This window comes from Mycobacterium sp. TY814 (assembly GCF_030755175.1).
Lineage (GTDB): Bacteria > Actinomycetota > Actinomycetes > Mycobacteriales > Mycobacteriaceae > Mycobacterium.
Map to the genome: position 1 here is coordinate 2,076,256 of NZ_JAUFRY010000001.1, position 14,460 is coordinate 2,090,715.

At 66.4% G+C, this 14,460-nt stretch carries 14 protein-coding genes, 1 tRNA gene and 1 pseudogene; 11 read left to right on the forward strand and 5 right to left on the reverse strand.

Annotated elements, in window-relative coordinates; translation table 11 throughout:
- Positions 1-67 precede the first annotated feature (67 nt).
- The 3 genes and pseudogenes from QXH22_RS09140 to QXH22_RS30460 form a co-directional block, all read left to right on the forward strand.
- Positions 68-832, forward strand: a complete 765-nt coding sequence (locus QXH22_RS09140; RefSeq protein WP_306275420.1) for a hypothetical protein — start codon at positions 68-70, stop codon at positions 830-832.
- Between the two features lie 2 nt (positions 833-834).
- Positions 835-1,458: a TetR/AcrR family transcriptional regulator gene (locus QXH22_RS09145; RefSeq protein ID WP_306275421.1), complete on the forward strand. Its 624-nt coding sequence runs from the start codon at positions 835-837 to the stop codon at positions 1,456-1,458.
- Positions 1,459-1,472: 14 nt separating this feature from the next.
- Positions 1,473-1,577, forward strand: a pseudogene (locus QXH22_RS30460) (tyrosine-type recombinase/integrase); the annotation flags it as partial.
- A 128-nt stretch (positions 1,578-1,705) separates the two neighbouring features.
- Here QXH22_RS30460 and QXH22_RS09150 read toward each other — a convergent pair.
- Positions 1,706-1,789, reverse strand: a tRNA-Tyr gene (locus QXH22_RS09150).
- A gap of 68 nt (positions 1,790-1,857) precedes the next feature.
- On the opposite strand from QXH22_RS09150, the gene QXH22_RS09155 reads away from it, so the two are divergent.
- Complete coding sequence (locus tag QXH22_RS09155) at positions 1,858-2,349, forward strand: YajQ family cyclic di-GMP-binding protein (RefSeq protein ID WP_065131784.1); 492 nt, start codon at positions 1,858-1,860, stop codon at positions 2,347-2,349.
- A 171-nt stretch (positions 2,350-2,520) separates the two neighbouring features.
- Entirely contained in the window at positions 2,521-4,029 is a 1,509-nt protein-coding gene (locus QXH22_RS09160; RefSeq protein ID WP_306275422.1) for an NAD(P)/FAD-dependent oxidoreductase, read from the forward strand.
- Here the strand turns inward: QXH22_RS09160 and QXH22_RS09165 are convergent.
- The gene (locus tag QXH22_RS09165) at positions 4,026-5,426 is read right to left on the reverse strand and encodes a trypsin-like peptidase domain-containing protein (protein ID WP_306242425.1); all 1,401 of its coding nucleotides are present in this window, start codon (positions 5,424-5,426) and stop codon (positions 4,026-4,028) included. The two genes, QXH22_RS09160 and QXH22_RS09165, sit on opposite strands and share 4 nt — an antisense overlap.
- A gap of 103 nt (positions 5,427-5,529) precedes the next feature.
- Here QXH22_RS09165 and QXH22_RS09170 point away from each other — a divergent pair, with 103 nt between their 5' ends.
- Both QXH22_RS09170 and QXH22_RS09175 read left to right on the forward strand, forming a co-directional pair.
- Positions 5,530-6,555 carry an NAD(P)H-dependent glycerol-3-phosphate dehydrogenase gene (locus QXH22_RS09170; protein WP_306242427.1) on the forward strand — a complete coding sequence of 342 codons (1,026 nt, stop codon included), beginning with the start codon at positions 5,530-5,532 and terminating at the stop codon, positions 6,553-6,555.
- 256 nt (positions 6,556-6,811) lie between these two features.
- Positions 6,812-8,329, forward strand: coding sequence for a SulP family inorganic anion transporter (locus QXH22_RS09175; RefSeq protein WP_306275423.1), 1,518 nt, complete (start codon positions 6,812-6,814; stop codon positions 8,327-8,329).
- On the opposite strand, the gene htpX is transcribed toward QXH22_RS09175, so the two are convergent.
- Positions 8,330-9,193 (reverse strand): zinc metalloprotease HtpX, encoded by an 864-nt coding sequence (htpX, locus tag QXH22_RS09180; RefSeq protein ID WP_306242430.1) that lies wholly within the window; start codon positions 9,191-9,193, stop codon positions 8,330-8,332.
- 81 nt (positions 9,194-9,274) lie between these two features.
- Positions 9,275-10,282, reverse strand: a complete 1,008-nt coding sequence (gene grcC1 / locus QXH22_RS09185) for a nonaprenyl/(2E,6E)-farnesyl/geranylgeranyl diphosphat synthase (RefSeq protein WP_306242432.1) — start codon at positions 10,280-10,282, stop codon at positions 9,275-9,277.
- Positions 10,283-10,327: 45 nt separating this feature from the next.
- On the opposite strand from grcC1, the gene menJ reads away from it, so the two are divergent.
- The 3 genes from menJ (at position 10,328) to QXH22_RS09200 (ending at position 12,757) form a co-directional block, all read left to right on the forward strand.
- Positions 10,328-11,542: a menaquinone reductase gene (gene menJ, locus QXH22_RS09190; RefSeq protein ID WP_306244440.1), complete on the forward strand. Its 1,215-nt coding sequence runs from the start codon at positions 10,328-10,330 to the stop codon at positions 11,540-11,542.
- A 146-nt stretch (positions 11,543-11,688) separates the two neighbouring features.
- Positions 11,689-12,375 (forward strand): class I SAM-dependent methyltransferase, encoded by a 687-nt coding sequence (locus tag QXH22_RS09195; RefSeq protein WP_306275424.1) that lies wholly within the window; start codon positions 11,689-11,691, stop codon positions 12,373-12,375.
- Positions 12,376-12,421: 46 nt separating this feature from the next.
- The gene (locus QXH22_RS09200; protein ID WP_065044621.1) at positions 12,422-12,757 is read left to right on the forward strand and encodes a DUF732 domain-containing protein; all 336 of its coding nucleotides are present in this window, start codon (positions 12,422-12,424) and stop codon (positions 12,755-12,757) included.
- 121 nt (positions 12,758-12,878) lie between these two features.
- Here the strand turns inward: QXH22_RS09200 and QXH22_RS09205 are convergent, their stop codons facing one another.
- Complete coding sequence (locus QXH22_RS09205) at positions 12,879-13,568, reverse strand: demethylmenaquinone methyltransferase (RefSeq protein ID WP_306242436.1); 690 nt, start codon at positions 13,566-13,568, stop codon at positions 12,879-12,881.
- 65 nt (positions 13,569-13,633) lie between these two features.
- Between QXH22_RS09205 and QXH22_RS09210 the strand changes: the two genes are divergently transcribed.
- Positions 13,634-14,458: an SDR family oxidoreductase gene (locus tag QXH22_RS09210; RefSeq protein ID WP_306242439.1), complete on the forward strand. Its 825-nt coding sequence runs from the start codon at positions 13,634-13,636 to the stop codon at positions 14,456-14,458.
- Positions 14,459-14,460 lie beyond the last annotated feature (2 nt).

Genomic DNA, 14,460 nt, shown 5'->3' on the forward strand with positions numbered 1-14,460 from the left:
CGTCGCCGGCACCGTATAGAACATGATTAATGTTCATGTTTTTGGATCTGGTCGTCGGAGATGCGCGATGAGCACCGGCCCCGACCCCAACCGCATCGGCGGCATCGAGTGGACTCGGCGCACCAAAGGCCGCCTCACTCGCCGCGAACAGCTGCAACTGCTCGGCGCGATCGTCAACAGCCAGCGTGACTACTTCCTCAACCGGCTGCGCGGCACCCGTCCCGGCACCAGGGCCCGCGCGACCGATCGCGAGATCCGGCCGCCCGACAGCCGCTTCGCACGCGAGGCAGAGGCCGCCGCGGCGGAACAGAGTCCGGTGATCGTCGGCCACAGCTACCGGTCGTGGATATTCGGGCGTGCGCTGGCCGACGTCGATGGCGTCGCCGTAGACGACGAATTGTTATACGCCGGTTGCCTTTTGCACGATCACGGCATCGCGCCCGTCGTGCCGGGTGAGGACTTCACCGTGCGCAGCGCCCGCCGTGCCATCGAGTGCGCCACGTCGGCGCAGCTCGATGATCAGAGGGCAACACAGTTGGCCGACGCCATCACCGTGCACACCACCCCCGGCGTCAGTGTCGAGCGCGACGGGCCGATCGGGTACTACATCCAGACCGGGGCCATGGTGGACATCGTGGGCAACCGCATATGGGACCTGTCCGCGCGCCTGGTCGACGACACCCTGGCCCGCTACGACAGGAGCGGTTTCACCCGAGAACTGGCAGCGCACTTCACCGCCGAAGCGAAAGCCGTGGGTCGCGGACGTTTCGCGCTGGTGCGCCGCTGCGGTTTCATTCCCCTCATGCACATGGCGCCGTTCGACCGGAAGTGAACATGTCCGGTCAAGCTCACCTGCGCCGCTCGCCAACCCAGCAACGCAGCCGCGCACGCGTCGAACGCATCCTCGACGCGGCCGCGGCGATCGTCGTCGAGCAAGGCCCGGACAGCCTCAAGGTCAGCGACATCGCCACGCGCGCCGGCGTTCCGCTGGGGACGCTGTATCAGTTCTTCGCGCGCAAGGACGACATCGTCTACGCGCTCGCGCAACGCTTCGCCGACCGCTTCGGCGACGTCCTTGAAACAACACTGGCCGATGCCGGCGTCGAGGCCGACTGGCGGGTGCTGCTCGACCGCCTGCTGGATGCCTACGCCGGCTTCTACCGCAGCGAACCGGCGCTTCGGGAGCTCTGGGTCGGCGCGCGCCTGAATCCGGACTTCATCCGCGCCGACCACGAACACAACAACACCCGATTCGCCGCAACGCTCGCCGACCTGCTGGGCCCTCGCGCACACGTGCCGCACGACGAACTTGCGCTGATGATCTACGTCAGCTGGGAGGCCAGCCAGGCTCTCCTTGAAACGGCTTTCCGTGTCGATCCGACCGGAGACCCGGCGATCATCGGGCAGGCCAAAGTCATGGCCGCTCGATATCTGTCCCCGGCGTTCGAAGAGCGTTAACAAACGGGATCCGGTTGCACGACCTGAGACACTGTTGCGCCAGTTTGGCCATCAACGAAGGCGCCAATGTCACAGTGGTCCAACGGCTTCTGGGCCATGAATCGGCGGCGCAGGCGTTAGACCGGTATGGCGACTTCGCTGATGATCTGGATGCAATCGCTGCCGCTTTCGATTCCGCCACGGACGCGCTGTGGACAGTTCCGGAGCGCGATCAAATCGCTCGCGCCCGAAACCGGCCCTCAACTGCTGGTGGCAGGTACTGGATTCGAACCAGTGTAGCTTTCGCGACGGATTTACAGTCCGCTCCCATTGGCCGCTCGGGCAACCTGCCGCCTAGCAGGGTACAACGACCGGGTAGACAGTTCACAAACGGGCAGCACTGAAGAAGGGACGCAGCGCATGGCGGACTCATCGTTCGACATCGTCAGCAAGATCGACCGGCAGGAAGTCGACAACGCACTCAACCAGGCCGCCAAGGAACTGTCCACGCGCTTCGACTTCCGCGGGACGGACACCAAAATCGCGTGGAAAGGCGAAGAAGGTATCGAACTGACCTCGTCCACCGAGGAGCGGGTCAAGGCCGCGCTCGACGTGTTCAAGGAGAAGCTGATCCGCCGCGACATCTCGCTGAAGTCCTTCGAGGCCGGCGAACCGCAGGCCTCCGGCAAGACCTATAAGTTGACCGGCACCCTCAAGCAGGGCATCAGCAGTGAGAATGCCAAGAAGATCACCAAGCTCATCCGCGACGAAGGGCCCAAGACGGTCAAGACCCAGATCCAGGGCGACGAGGTCCGGGTGACCAGCAAGAAGCGCGACGACCTGCAGGCCGTCATCTCGATGCTCAAGCAGGCCGACCTCGATGTCGCGCTGCAGTTCGTCAACTACCGGTAGCCGAGCCCGCGTCAGCGGCATCGAGCCTGCGTCAGCGGCGCGATTCTTCGACGAACTGCAGCCCTGAGCGCAGGCTCGACGCGAAACCCAAGAGCCGAAGGTCCCTGGCCCGACCAACCGGTGGGTGCCTACTCTGGTGACGGCATCCCCAGGAGACAAGCGAGGTTCACGATGACCGTGACTCCCCACCAGGCCGAGCACAAGCCATCCGAGACCGACTACGTCGACGTCCTCATCGTCGGCGCCGGCATCTCCGGCCTCGGTGCGGCCTACCGCATCCTGCAGCGCAACTCGGGGCTCAGCTACGCGATCCTGGAGCGGCGCGACCGGATCGGCGGCACCTGGGACCTGTTCCGGTATCCCGGCGTTCGCTCGGACAGCAGCATCTTCACGCTCAGCTTCCCGTACGAGCCGTGGACCCGCGAGGAAGGCGTCGCCGACGGCGACCACATCCGTGAGTACCTGTCGAACATGGCCCACAAATACGGCATCGACGAACACATCCGTTTCCACAGCCACGTCCGGGGCGCGGACTGGGATTCCGCCACCGACACCTGGACCCTCACCTTCGAGCAGGACGGCGTCAGCAAGCAGTGCCGCAGCCGGTTCGTGTTCTTCGGCAGCGGCTACTACGACTACGACGCGGGCTACACCCCCGACTTCCCCGGTATCGAGCAGTTCGCCGGCACTGTCGTGCATCCGCAGCACTGGCCGGAAGACTTGGACTACACCGGCAAGACGGTCGTGGTGATCGGCAGCGGAGCGACCGCGGTGACGCTGATCCCGTCGATGGCCGAAAAGGCCGGCAAGGTGATCATGCTGCAACGTTCGCCGACGTATCTGATTTCGGCGTCGAAGTACAGCAAGTTCGCCTGGCTCAGCCGAAAGCTGCTGCCCCGCAGAGCAGCTCACCTGACCATCCGCTTCTACAACGCACTGATGGAAGGGGTGCTGTGGTTCCTGTCGCGCAAGACCCCACCGCTGATCAAGTGGATGCTGCGCCGCAAGGCAATTCAGAACCTGCCGGAAGGTTATGACGTCGACACCCACTTCAGGCCCAAGTACAACCCCTGGGACCAACGGCTGTGCCTGATCCCGGACGCCGACCTGTACCAGGTTGTCGCCGACGGCCGCGCAGAGGTGGTCACCGATCACATCGACCGTTTCGACGCCACCGGCATCGTGCTGAAATCCGGGCGGCATCTCGACGCCGACGTCATCGTCACTGCCACCGGCCTGCAGTTGCTGGCCCTCGGCGGCGCCACAATCAGCATCGACGGCGTCGAGATCAACCCCAGGGACCGCTTCGTCTACAAGGCCCACATGCTCGAGGACGTGCCCAACCTGTTCTGGTGCGTGGGCTACACGAACGCGTCGTGGACGTTGCGGGCGGACATGACCGCGCGGGCTACCGCCAAGCTGTTGGCGTACATGGCCGAGCATGGCTACACGCACGCCAGCCCCCACCTTGGCGATGAGTCGATGACCGAGAAACCGGCGTGGGACATTCAGGCCGGTTACGTCAAGCGGGCGCTGCACGCGCTGCCGAAGTCGGGCACCAAGCGGCCGTGGAACGTGCGGCAGAACTACTTTGCCGATGCGATCGACTACCGCTTCGACCGTATCGACGAGGCCATGGTGTTCGGCCGGGCTGCCGACCGTGCCGCGCTGGCCGGTTAAGCGGACGCCCCGAGCGAAATTTTCTTGCCGCAGTTCGGGCAGAACTTCTCGGCGTGGTGATGCTGCGCGCCGCAGTTGGCGCAGAAGTGCGGCTCGTCATCCCCCGCCGGAGGAACCAGTCCCAGCGATCGCACCGTGCCGGCTGCGTCGTCGTCATCGGGCGGTGCGACCGCTTCGGTCTCGGCTTCCGCGCGTCGTTGCCGCCGGTTCCTGATCACCAGCACCGTCAACCAGCTGCCGACGATGAGCACGAGCAATCCGCCACTGGCGATGTACCACAACAGGTTTGACCGCTCGAATATCGATGTGTCGCCGTATTGCTGGCGCAGATTGGCCGCGCTGGTCTTGAGGTCGGCAGCACCGGGGTAGTCGGGCGAAAGCGTGAGGGCGAGGTCGAAGTCTTTGATGGCGTCGCTGTAGCGGCCCTCGTAGTAGTGGGTGAGTCCCTGGCGGTACGACTGGTCAGCGGGACCGAGCGTGCCCTTGACGGCCTTGGCCGCCATCATCGTTGCGAGCGTGTCCGCAGGCGCGATGAAGTTGAACGGCTGCGGTTCGCCGGCCGGGCCGAAGCTGTTGACGCCGATCACCTTTCCGCTGAGGTCGACGGTCGGGCCGCCGCTCATGCCCTCGGCGACGGCGGCGTCGATCTCATACACCGGGCTGGTTTTCACCTTCGACTTCTTGCTCACCTTGCCGCTCTTGTTGGTGGGGTCGAGCGACCGGCCGGTCAGCCGGGCGGTGGGTTCGGCGTATCCGACGGCCAGTACTGGTGTGCCGATGCCGACCGCGGCATCGGTGGTGAGTTCCGACGACGGCAGATTGTGTTTGTCCACCTTGAGCAGCGCAACATCGCCCTTGCCGATCGGCCGGAAATCGACGACGGTGGCGGGCATCTTCTCGGCGATCTTGGTGCCGGTGCCGTAGATCAGCGTGAGGTTCACCTGCGGGCCCTGACCAGCCAGTGTGCCTTCCACCCGCGCGTTCTTCGCCAGATAGTCCAGCGTCGCAAGCGGGTCCTGGCTCACTGGCGAGTCCGGATACTGTGCCTGATATTCGCCGACGGCCTTCTTGAGTATTTGCTCTTTCGCCGTATCGGGGTCGGCGCAGTGGCCCGCGGTGGCCACCCAGCCGTCGGGGTTGACGACGAATCCGGTGCAGTTCCACGTCACGACGAACGGAGCGTTCGAACCCGCGCCGAAGAACGACAGCGCCTTGCCGTCGGGCAGCCGAACCATGCCGTACGCCTCGGCGGCCAGGAACATGACGGCCGGCCGTATCCGCGCCGCCGCAATCTGTTCGGCGTTGGCCTGCGGCCGACCGTCGTCGGCGACTGCACTCGCGGGCCACGCCACCGAAACGACGAGCGCGACAGCGGCGAGCAATGCTCGGCATGACATCACTCCTTTACCTTTCCGGTGTCCGCACCTCAGCGGAAAGGGCCCGAAGTCCTCTGCCCGTGGGTCGTTGGTATTCGAGGTTCACCGCAATAGGGTGAAGTTCATGGCAGCTGAGAAGCGCGAACCCAATGTCGTTGTCCTCGGTGGCGGTTCCTGGGGCACCACCGTGGCCTCAATCTGCGCGCGCCGCGGGCCGACCCTGCAATGGGTTCGGTCTGAGGAGACAGCCAAGGACATCAACGAAAACCACCGCAACAGCCGCTACCTCGGCAACGAGGTGGCGCTGAGCAGCTCGCTGCGCGCCACCACCGACTTCGCCGAAGCCGCCAATTGCGCCGACGTTCTGGTCATGGGTGTGCCTTCGCACGGATTCCGCGGCGTGCTGACCGAGCTGGCCAAAGAACTGCGGCCCTGGGTGCCGGTGGTCTCCCTGGTGAAGGGCCTCGAGCAGGGCACCAACATGCGGATGTCGCAGATCATCGAGGAGATCTTGCCCGGGCATCCGGCGGGCATTCTGGCCGGACCGAACATCGCCCGCGAGGTGGCCGAGGGTTACGCCGCCGCCGCGGTGCTGGCCATGCCGGACCAGCACCTGGCCACCCGGCTGTCGACGATGTTCCGCACCCGGCGGTTCCGCGTCTACACCACCGACGACGTGATCGGCGTCGAGATGGCGGGAGCGCTCAAGAATGTCTTCGCCATCGCGGTCGGAATGGGCTACTCGCTGGGCATCGGCGAGAACACCCGGGCCCTGGTGATCGCCCGGGCACTGCGCGAGATGACCAAGCTGGGAGTGGCGATGGGCGGCAACGCCGAAACCTTCCCCGGCCTGGCCGGCCTCGGTGACCTGATCGTCACCTGTACCAGCCAGCGCAGCCGCAACCGTCACGTCGGCGAACAGTTGGGTGCGGGCAAACCGATCGACGAGATCATCGCGTCGATGAACCAGGTCGCCGAGGGCGTCAAGGCCGCGAGCGTCATCATGGAGTTCGCTGACGAGTTCGGGTTGAACATGCCGATTGCGCGCGAGGTCGACGCGGTGATCAACCACGGCTCCACCGTCGAGCAGGCTTACAGTGGCCTGGCCGCCGAGGAGCCCGGACACGAGGTGCACGGCTCGGGATTCTGACCCCAAGCGCCATCAGGCGCTGATCAAGTGCGGCGCATAGAAAATTTGCGTTCGCTATGCACCCCGCGCGTCCGGTTGCCGGTGCCAGCGGCCCACCCTACCGTCAGTCAGAGTCGGCAGACGAGCTGCCCGGAACATCGCCGTTTCGAGTGGAATCGTATTCGCTTGCGCCTCAGGGTGTTACGGCTACGGGATAGATCGCGATACGCGGCGGACGGCGCAAGATCCCCCGCTAGATCAAACGAGGGAGCCTCCGATGCGACAGACCGACGAGTCACGAAGCGAGCGATGGCGATCAGTCATCCGGCACGACCTGCCGGCCTCACTGGTGGTTTTCCTGGTGGCACTGCCTTTGTCGCTGGGCATCGCCATCGCCTCCGACGCTCCGGTGCTCGCCGGCCTGATCGCCGCGATCGTCGGTGGCGTCGCAGGCGGCGCCCTGGGCGGATCACCGTTGCAGGTGAGCGGTCCGGCCGCCGGCCTGACCGTGATCGTCGCCGATCTGATAGCCGAATTCGGCTGGGGCATAACTTGTTTCATCACAGCAGTCGCGGGCCTAATGCAGGTTCTGCTGGGGCTTAGCCGGGTAGCCCGTGCGGCGCTGGCGATTTCGCCCGTGGTGGTGCATGCGATGCTGGCCGGCATCGGGATCACCATCGCGCTGCAGCAAACCCATGTGCTGCTCGGTGGTGAGTCGCACAGTTCGGCATGGGCCAACGTGGTCGAGCTGCCGGCTCAGATCCTCGGAGCTCACCGCCCGGGGCTCTTCCTCGGGCTGCTGGTGATCGCGATCATGGTCGCGTGGCGCCGGGCCCCGGCGAAGCTGGCCGCCGTTCCGGGTCCGCTGGTCGCGATCGTGGTGGTGACCGTCATCTCGGTGGTGTTTCCGTTCACCGTTTCCCGGATCACCCTGGAAGGCTCGGTGATCGAGGCATTGCAGTTGCCCGCCATTCCGCACGGCAACTGGGGGGCGGTGGTGATCGGCATCATCACCGTCACGCTCATCACGAGCGTGCAGAGTCTGCTGACCGCCGTCGCCACCGACCGGATGCACAGCGGACCGCGCACCAATCTCGACCGTGAATTGATCGGACAGGGCGCCTCGAACATCGTCTCGGGCGCCATCGGTGGCCTGCCGATCGCCGGTGTGATCGTGCGCAGCTCAGCGAACATCAAGGCCGGGGCCAAAACGAGTGCCTCGACGATCCTGCACGGCTTCTGGATCCTGCTGTTCGCCCTGCCCTTCGCCGGGCTGATCGAAGAGATCCCCAGCGCCGCACTGGCCGGGCTGCTGATCGTCATCGGAATTCAGCTACTACAGCCCGCGCACATCGAAACCGCGGTGAAGACCGGCGATTTCGCTATCTACCTGGTGACCATCGTCGCCGTCGTCTTCCTCAACCTGCTGCACGGCGTCCTGATCGGCCTGGTCCTGGCCATCGCGATCACCGGATGGCGGGTGGTCCGCGCCAAGGTGGAGGCCATCCCGGATGCTGATCAGTGGCGCGTGACGATCGAGGGCGCCTGCACCTTCCTGAGCCTGCCGCGCCTGACTCGCGTACTGGCCGAGGTGCCCCGCGGCAGCACGGTGACCCTGCACATCGCCGTCAGTTACCTCGATCACGCTGCGCACCAATCGATTACCGACTGGCAGCAGCAGCATCAGTCCACCGGGGGAACGGTTCACATCGACGGACTACTCGAGCGCGGGCATCCGCCGCGCACAGCCGTGGTGTCGCTGGTCGGACGCGAAGCGCCCGAAGCGGCGGCTTGATCAGCCGCGTGCCATCTGCTCCAGCCGCCGGATGCGGTCCTCGATCGGCGGGTGCGTCGAGAACAATGACCCGATGCGCTCGCCGGCCCGGAAGGGGTTGGCGATCATCAGGTGAGCCTGGTTGGCCAGCTGCGGCTCCGGTGGCAACGGAGCCATCTGCACGCCGCCGGAGATCTTGCGCAGCGCAGACGCCAGGGCGAGCGGGTCGCCGGTCAGCATCGCCCCCGACTCGTCGGCCTGATATTCCCGGGAGCGCGACACCGCCAGGCGCACGACCGTCGCGGCGATCGGGCCGAGCAACGAAACCAACAGCATCGCAAAGGGATTGACGCCACCTTCACGGTTACCGCCGAAGGCGCCGAACCACATGGCCATGTTGGCCAGGGCGGTGACCACCGACGCGAGCGCACCTGCCACGCACGAGATCAGGATGTCGCGGTTGTAGACGTGCGACAGCTCATGACCCAGAACGGCACGCAACTCGCGCTCGTCGAGAATCCGCAGGATGCCGGTGGTGCAACAGACGGCTGCATTGCGCGGATTGCGGCCGGTGGCGAATGCGTTGGGCGCGTTGGTGTCGCTGATGTACAACCGCGGCATGGGCTGATGGGCGGCGGTGGCCAGCTCGCGCACGATCCGGTACATCGCGGGGTACTGCAATTCCGACACCGGTACGGCGTGCATGGCGCGCAACGCCAGCTTGTCGCTGTTGTAGTAGGTGTAGACGTTGATCCCGACGGCGAACAGGGTCGCGATGATGAGGGCCGTCCTGCCGAACAACGCGCCGACGAACACGATCATCGCGGACATACCGACCAACAGCAGGAAGGTCTTCAGCCTGTTGGCATGCGGATGCCAGGTCATGAGTGGGTGTCCTCCTACGAGTTGATTACAGCCGAATAACGCGTGGGAGGACGGTTCAGGTTCCGATCCGTGCGGATCGGTTCAGCCGTGCCGGCTGACGGTGTAGTCGACCAACGCCTGCAGCGCGTCGCGGCCGGGCGATTCGGGCAGCAGGCTCAACTCGTGGTGGGCCCGGTCGGCGTACCCCGCCAGCGTCTGCTTGGCCTGGGCCATGCCGGGCGATTGGCGCAGCAGGGCCAGCGCCTCCAGCACCTCGTCGTCGTTGTGGATGGGTCCGGCAAGCAGTTCGCGCAGTCGCGCGCCGTCGGGCTCCGTCTGCTGCAGCGCGTAGAGCATCGGCAGCGTTCGCACACCTTCGCGCAGGTCGGTGCCGGGCACCTTGCCGGACTCGTCGGACTCGCTGTCGATGTCGATGATGTCGTCGGCGATCTGGAATGCGGTGCCGACGATGCCACCCAGTCGGCTCAGCCGTTCGATCTGGTCGTCGTCGGCGCCGGAGAACATGCCGCCGAACCGGCCCGCGGCGCCGATCAGGCTGCCCGTCTTCTCGTGGACCACCCGCAGGTACTGCTCGATGCGGTCCACCCCTTCGGGGGTGCCGCGGGTCTCCCGCATCTGACCCGTCACCAGCTCGGCAAATGTGTCGGCGACGATCCGCACGGCCTCTGGCCCCAACCGCGACACCAATCGCGACGCCGTCGCCAGCAGGTAGTCGCCGGCCAGGATGGCGACGTTGTTGCCCCAGCGCGCGTTGGCACTGGGCGCTCCACGACGGACCTCCGCCTCGTCCATCACGTCGTCGTGATACAGCGTCGCCAGGTGAATCAGCTCCACCACGGCCCCGGCCAGGGTCACGTCCGCGTTGTCCGGATCCGGGCCGGTTTGTGCGGACAGGACCGTGAACAGGGGGCGGAACCGCTTGCCGCCGGCCTGGAACAGATGCAGCAGCGATTCGGTCATCACCTCGTCGGAACCGCGCAGCTCAGCGTCCATGAGTTGCTCGACCCGCGCGACACCGTCTCGCACAGTCGCGGCGAATCCGGCGTCGCCGAAGTCAACGCCCGCCACCACCGTCGCCGGAGTTCTCATTCGACCAACATACTGGTGGGCGTGGAGAACGCAGTCCCCAGAGCCCTGCGCGCGCAGGTGGTGGTGGTAGGCGCCGGACCGGCCGGGTCGGCGGCGGCTGCCTGGGCCGCCCGGGCGGGCCGGGATGTCCTTGTCATCGATTCGGCCAGCTTCCCCCGCGACAAAGCCTGCGGCGACGGGCTGACACCGAGGGCCATCCTCGAGCTGGAGCGGCTGGGCTTGGGCGACTGGCTGTCCAGCCGCATCCGGCACCACGGCCTGCGCATGAGCGGTTTCGGCGGCGAGGTGGAAGTGCGCTGGCCGGGCCCGTCGTTCCCGCCACACAGCAGCGCGGTGGCCCGCCTGGAGCTCGACGACCGGATCCGCAAGGTCGCCGAGGAATCCGGGGCGCGCATGCTGCTGGGAACCAAAGCGGTTGGGGTGCATCATGACTCGTCTCGGCGGGTGACATCGGTGACATTGGCCGACCGCACCGAGGTGGTGTGCGATCAGCTGATCGTGGCCGACGGTGCGCGCTCGTCGCTGGGCCGCAAACTGGGCCGGCGCTGGCATCAGGAGACGGTGTACGGCGTCGCCGCCCGCGGGTATCTGGCCACGCCACGCAGCGACGACCCGTGGCTGACCTCACATCTGGAGCTGCGCTCCCCCGACGGCGCCGTGCTGCCCGGCTACGGCTGGATCTTCCCGTTGGGCAATGGCGAAGTGAACATCGGCGTGGGGGCGTTGTCGACGACCAAGCGGCCGGCCGATCTGGCGCTGCGGCCGCTGATCTCCTACTACACCGACCTGCGGCGCGACGAATGGGGATTCGAGGGCCCGCCGCGGGCGGTGGCGTCGGCGTTGCTGCCGATGGGGGGCGCGGTGTCGGGGGTGGCCGGACCGAACTGGATGCTGATCGGCGATGCCGCGGCATGCGTGAACCCGCTGAACGGCGAGGGCATCGACTACGGGCTGGAGACGGGGCGGCTGGCCGCCGAAATGCTGGAATCGCCCGACTTTTCCCACTTGTGGCCGGCACTGCTGACCGACCACTACGCACGCGGTTTCTCGGTGGCGCGCCGGCTGGCGTTGCTGCTGACCTTCCAGCGGTTCCTGCCGGCGACCGGGCCGATCGCGATGCGCTCCACGACGTTGATGCGCATCGCCGTGCGGACGATGGCCAACCTGGTCACCGACGAGGACGCCGACTGGGTGGCCCGGGCGTGGCGCGGCGGTGGGCGGGCTTCGCGGCTCATCGACCGCCGCCCGCCGTTCAGTTAAGGGCCCCCAGTCGCGCCGAGCAGACACAAAATCGCACGATTTGGCGCCGCGCCGTGCGATTTCGCGTCTGCTCGCGCCATGTGGGTGACCTTCGCTCGCATATCAATCTGATTGACATATATCAGGCGGGTTGATATCTTTTGGGTATGACTTCACCAATGGATCTCCAGTTCGAACAGGCCTACCGAGGCGAATCCAGCGAGCTCGGCGAGGGCGCCCGCCCGCCGTGGAGCATCGGGGAACCTCAGCCCGAGTTGGCCACCCTGATCGAGCAGGGCCGCTTCCGCGGCGACGTCCTCGACGCGGGCTGCGGGGAGGGCGCCATCTCACTGGCGCTGGCCGAGCGCGGACACACCACCGTCGGCCTGGACGCCTCCCCCACCGCCATCAAGCTGGCCACCGCCGAAGCGCAGCGGCGCGGACTGGCGAGCGCCAGCTTCGCGGTCGCCGACATCAGCGACTTCAGCAGCTACCCCGCCGGGTTGACCGGCCGGTTCCAGACGATCGTCGACTCAACTCTTTTCCACTCGATGCCCGTCGAGTTGCGCGAGGGCTACCAGCAGTCGATCGTGCGCGCCGCGGCGCCGGGCGCGTCGTATTTCGTGCTGGTCTTCGACAAGGCGGCGGTAGCCGAGGGGCCGATCAACGCGGTCACCTCCGACGAGCTGCGGGAGGTCGTCTCCAAGTACTGGGTGATCGACGGCATCCGGCCCGCGCGCATTCACGCGCAGTTGCCCGCGGATGTGCCGGCGATGTCCGGCTTCGAGGCCCGTGACGAATCCAGTGGCCGCAAATCGGTCGGCGCCTGGCTGCTATCAGCCCATCTGGGCTGATAGCGGACCTGATCGCAAACCTCGTTCCAGGTGTATAGTCCGCCTAATGAAGGCATTTAAGCTGGGTGCTTTCGCGGCCATGGCGGTCGCCGCCATCGGAGTGGCGGCACCCGCCCAGGCCGACGACTACGACGCCCCGTTCAACGCTCAATTGCACACCTACGGCATCTACGGCCCGCAGGACTACAACGCCTGGCTGGGCAAGATCAGCTGCCAGCGCATCGAGCGCGGCGTGGATGGGGATCCCTACAAGTCGGCCACGTTCCTGCAGCGCAATCTGCCGCGGGGCACCACCCAGGGACAGGCTTTCCAGTTCCTCGGCGCGGCGCTCGACCACTACTGCCCCGAGCAGGTCGGCTTTTTACAGCGGGCGGGTACTTAACGCGCTCGGATTACCGAGGCTGTAGATCTGCAGAGGAAGTGCGAGTGGATCCCTGCAAGAACGCAGGCTCGGCGCACGCGGTGCGTCGCCCGTCCTGCTAACGGAAGCTCACCCTCCCGAGTCAGAGCGGCTTGTACGCGGCGTGCAACGCCACAATCCCACCGGTGAGATTGCGCCACCGCACCGCCGACCACCCCGCGCGCACGATCTCCTGTGCGAGGGCCTCCTGGTCGGGCCAGGCCCTGATCGACTCCGCCAGGTAGACGTACGCGTCGGGATTGCTGGACACCGCGCGCGCCACCCGCGGCAGCGCCTGCATCAGATACTCCTTGTACGCTGTCGCGAACAAAGGGCTTGTGGGAGTGGAGAATTCGCATACCACCAACCGGCCGCCGGGCCGGGTGACGCGGGCCATCTCGCGCAGGCCGGCCGGGAAGTCGGCCACGTTGCGCAAGCCGAAGCTGATCGTCACCGCGTCGAACACGTCGTCGGCGAACGGCAACCGGGTTGCGTCGCCGGCGACCTTGGGCACAGCACGGGCGCTGCCCGCCCCGAGCATGCCGACCGAGAAATCCGCCGCTACGCACCACGCCCCGGACTTCGCCAACTCGACCGTCGACACCGCGGTGCCTGCGGCCAGATCCAGCACCTTCTGCCCCGGCCCGATCTTCAGGGCCGCGCGGGTGGCACGCCGCCAGAAGCGGTCCTGGCCCAGCGAGAGCACGGTGTTGGTGATGTCGTATCGGCGGGCGACCCCGTCGAACATCGACGCGACGTCCCGGGGATCCTTGTCGAGGTCGGCGCGGCTCACGCCTGAAACGCTACCCGTCCGCCGAATGGGGGAATTCGTCGCCGGTCGATGCGTTGCAAGACTGCGTGAGCGAAAAAGTTTGGTTTATCACCGGTACATCGCGAGGTTTCGGACGAGAGTGGGCCACCGCCGCCCTGAAACGTGGCGACAAGGTGGCCGCCACGGCGCGCAACACGGCATCCCTGGACGACCTGGTCGGCCAATACGGCGACGCGCTGTTGCCGATTCAGCTCGACGTCACCGACCGGGATGCGGACTTCGCGGCCGTCAAGCAGGCCCATGACCACTTCGGGCGCCTGGACATCGTGGTGAACAACGCCGGTTACGGTCAGTTCGGGTTCATCGAGGAAGTGTCCGAACAGGACGCGCGCGACCAGCTCGAAACCAACGTGTTCGGCGCCCTGTGGATCACCCAGGCCGCTTTGCCCTACCTGCGGGCGCAGCGCAGCGGGCACATCATTCAGGTGTCGTCGATCGGCGGCATCACCGCGTTCCCCGACGTCGGCATCTACCACGCCTCCAAATGGGCGCTGGAAGGTTTCTCGCAGGCGCTGGCGCAGGAGATCGCACCGTTCGGCGTGCACGTCACGCTGATCGAACCCGGCGGCTTCGACACCGACTGGGCCGGATCGTCGTCCCGGCGGGCCGAGCGCCTGCCGGACTATGCCGACGTCCACGCCAAGCAGGACGAGTGGCGCAGCAAGCGGTGGGCCAGCCCCGGTAATCCGTCGGCATCGGCGGAGGCGTTGCTGAAGGTGGTGGACGCCGACGAGCCGCCGCTGCGGGTGTTCTTCGGGGCCACCCCGTTGGCGACGGCGAAAGCCGACTACGAAAACCGGCTGCGCACCTGGGAGCAGTGGCAATCGGTGGCCGAGTTGGCGCAGGGCTAGCG

Coding starts and splice junctions, on each gene's coding strand:
- QXH22_RS09140 (WP_306275420.1), top strand. CDS start 68: ATGAGCACCGGCCCCGACCCCAACCGCATCGGCGGCATCGAGTGGACT.
- QXH22_RS09145 (WP_306275421.1), top strand. CDS start 835: ATGTCCGGTCAAGCTCACCTGCGCCGCTCGCCAACCCAGCAACGCAGC.
- QXH22_RS09155 (WP_065131784.1), top strand. CDS start 1,858: ATGGCGGACTCATCGTTCGACATCGTCAGCAAGATCGACCGGCAGGAA.
- QXH22_RS09160 (WP_306275422.1), top strand. CDS start 2,521: ATGACCGTGACTCCCCACCAGGCCGAGCACAAGCCATCCGAGACCGAC.
- QXH22_RS09165 (WP_306242425.1), bottom strand. CDS start 5,426: ATGTCATGCCGAGCATTGCTCGCCGCTGTCGCGCTCGTCGTTTCGGTG.
- QXH22_RS09170 (WP_306242427.1), top strand. CDS start 5,530: ATGGCAGCTGAGAAGCGCGAACCCAATGTCGTTGTCCTCGGTGGCGGT.
- QXH22_RS09175 (WP_306275423.1), top strand. CDS start 6,812: ATGCGACAGACCGACGAGTCACGAAGCGAGCGATGGCGATCAGTCATC.
- htpX (WP_306242430.1), bottom strand. CDS start 9,193: ATGACCTGGCATCCGCATGCCAACAGGCTGAAGACCTTCCTGCTGTTG.
- grcC1 (WP_306242432.1), bottom strand. CDS start 10,282: ATGAGAACTCCGGCGACGGTGGTGGCGGGCGTTGACTTCGGCGACGCC.
- QXH22_RS09195 (WP_306275424.1), top strand. CDS start 11,689: ATGACTTCACCAATGGATCTCCAGTTCGAACAGGCCTACCGAGGCGAA.
- QXH22_RS09200 (WP_065044621.1), top strand. CDS start 12,422: ATGAAGGCATTTAAGCTGGGTGCTTTCGCGGCCATGGCGGTCGCCGCC.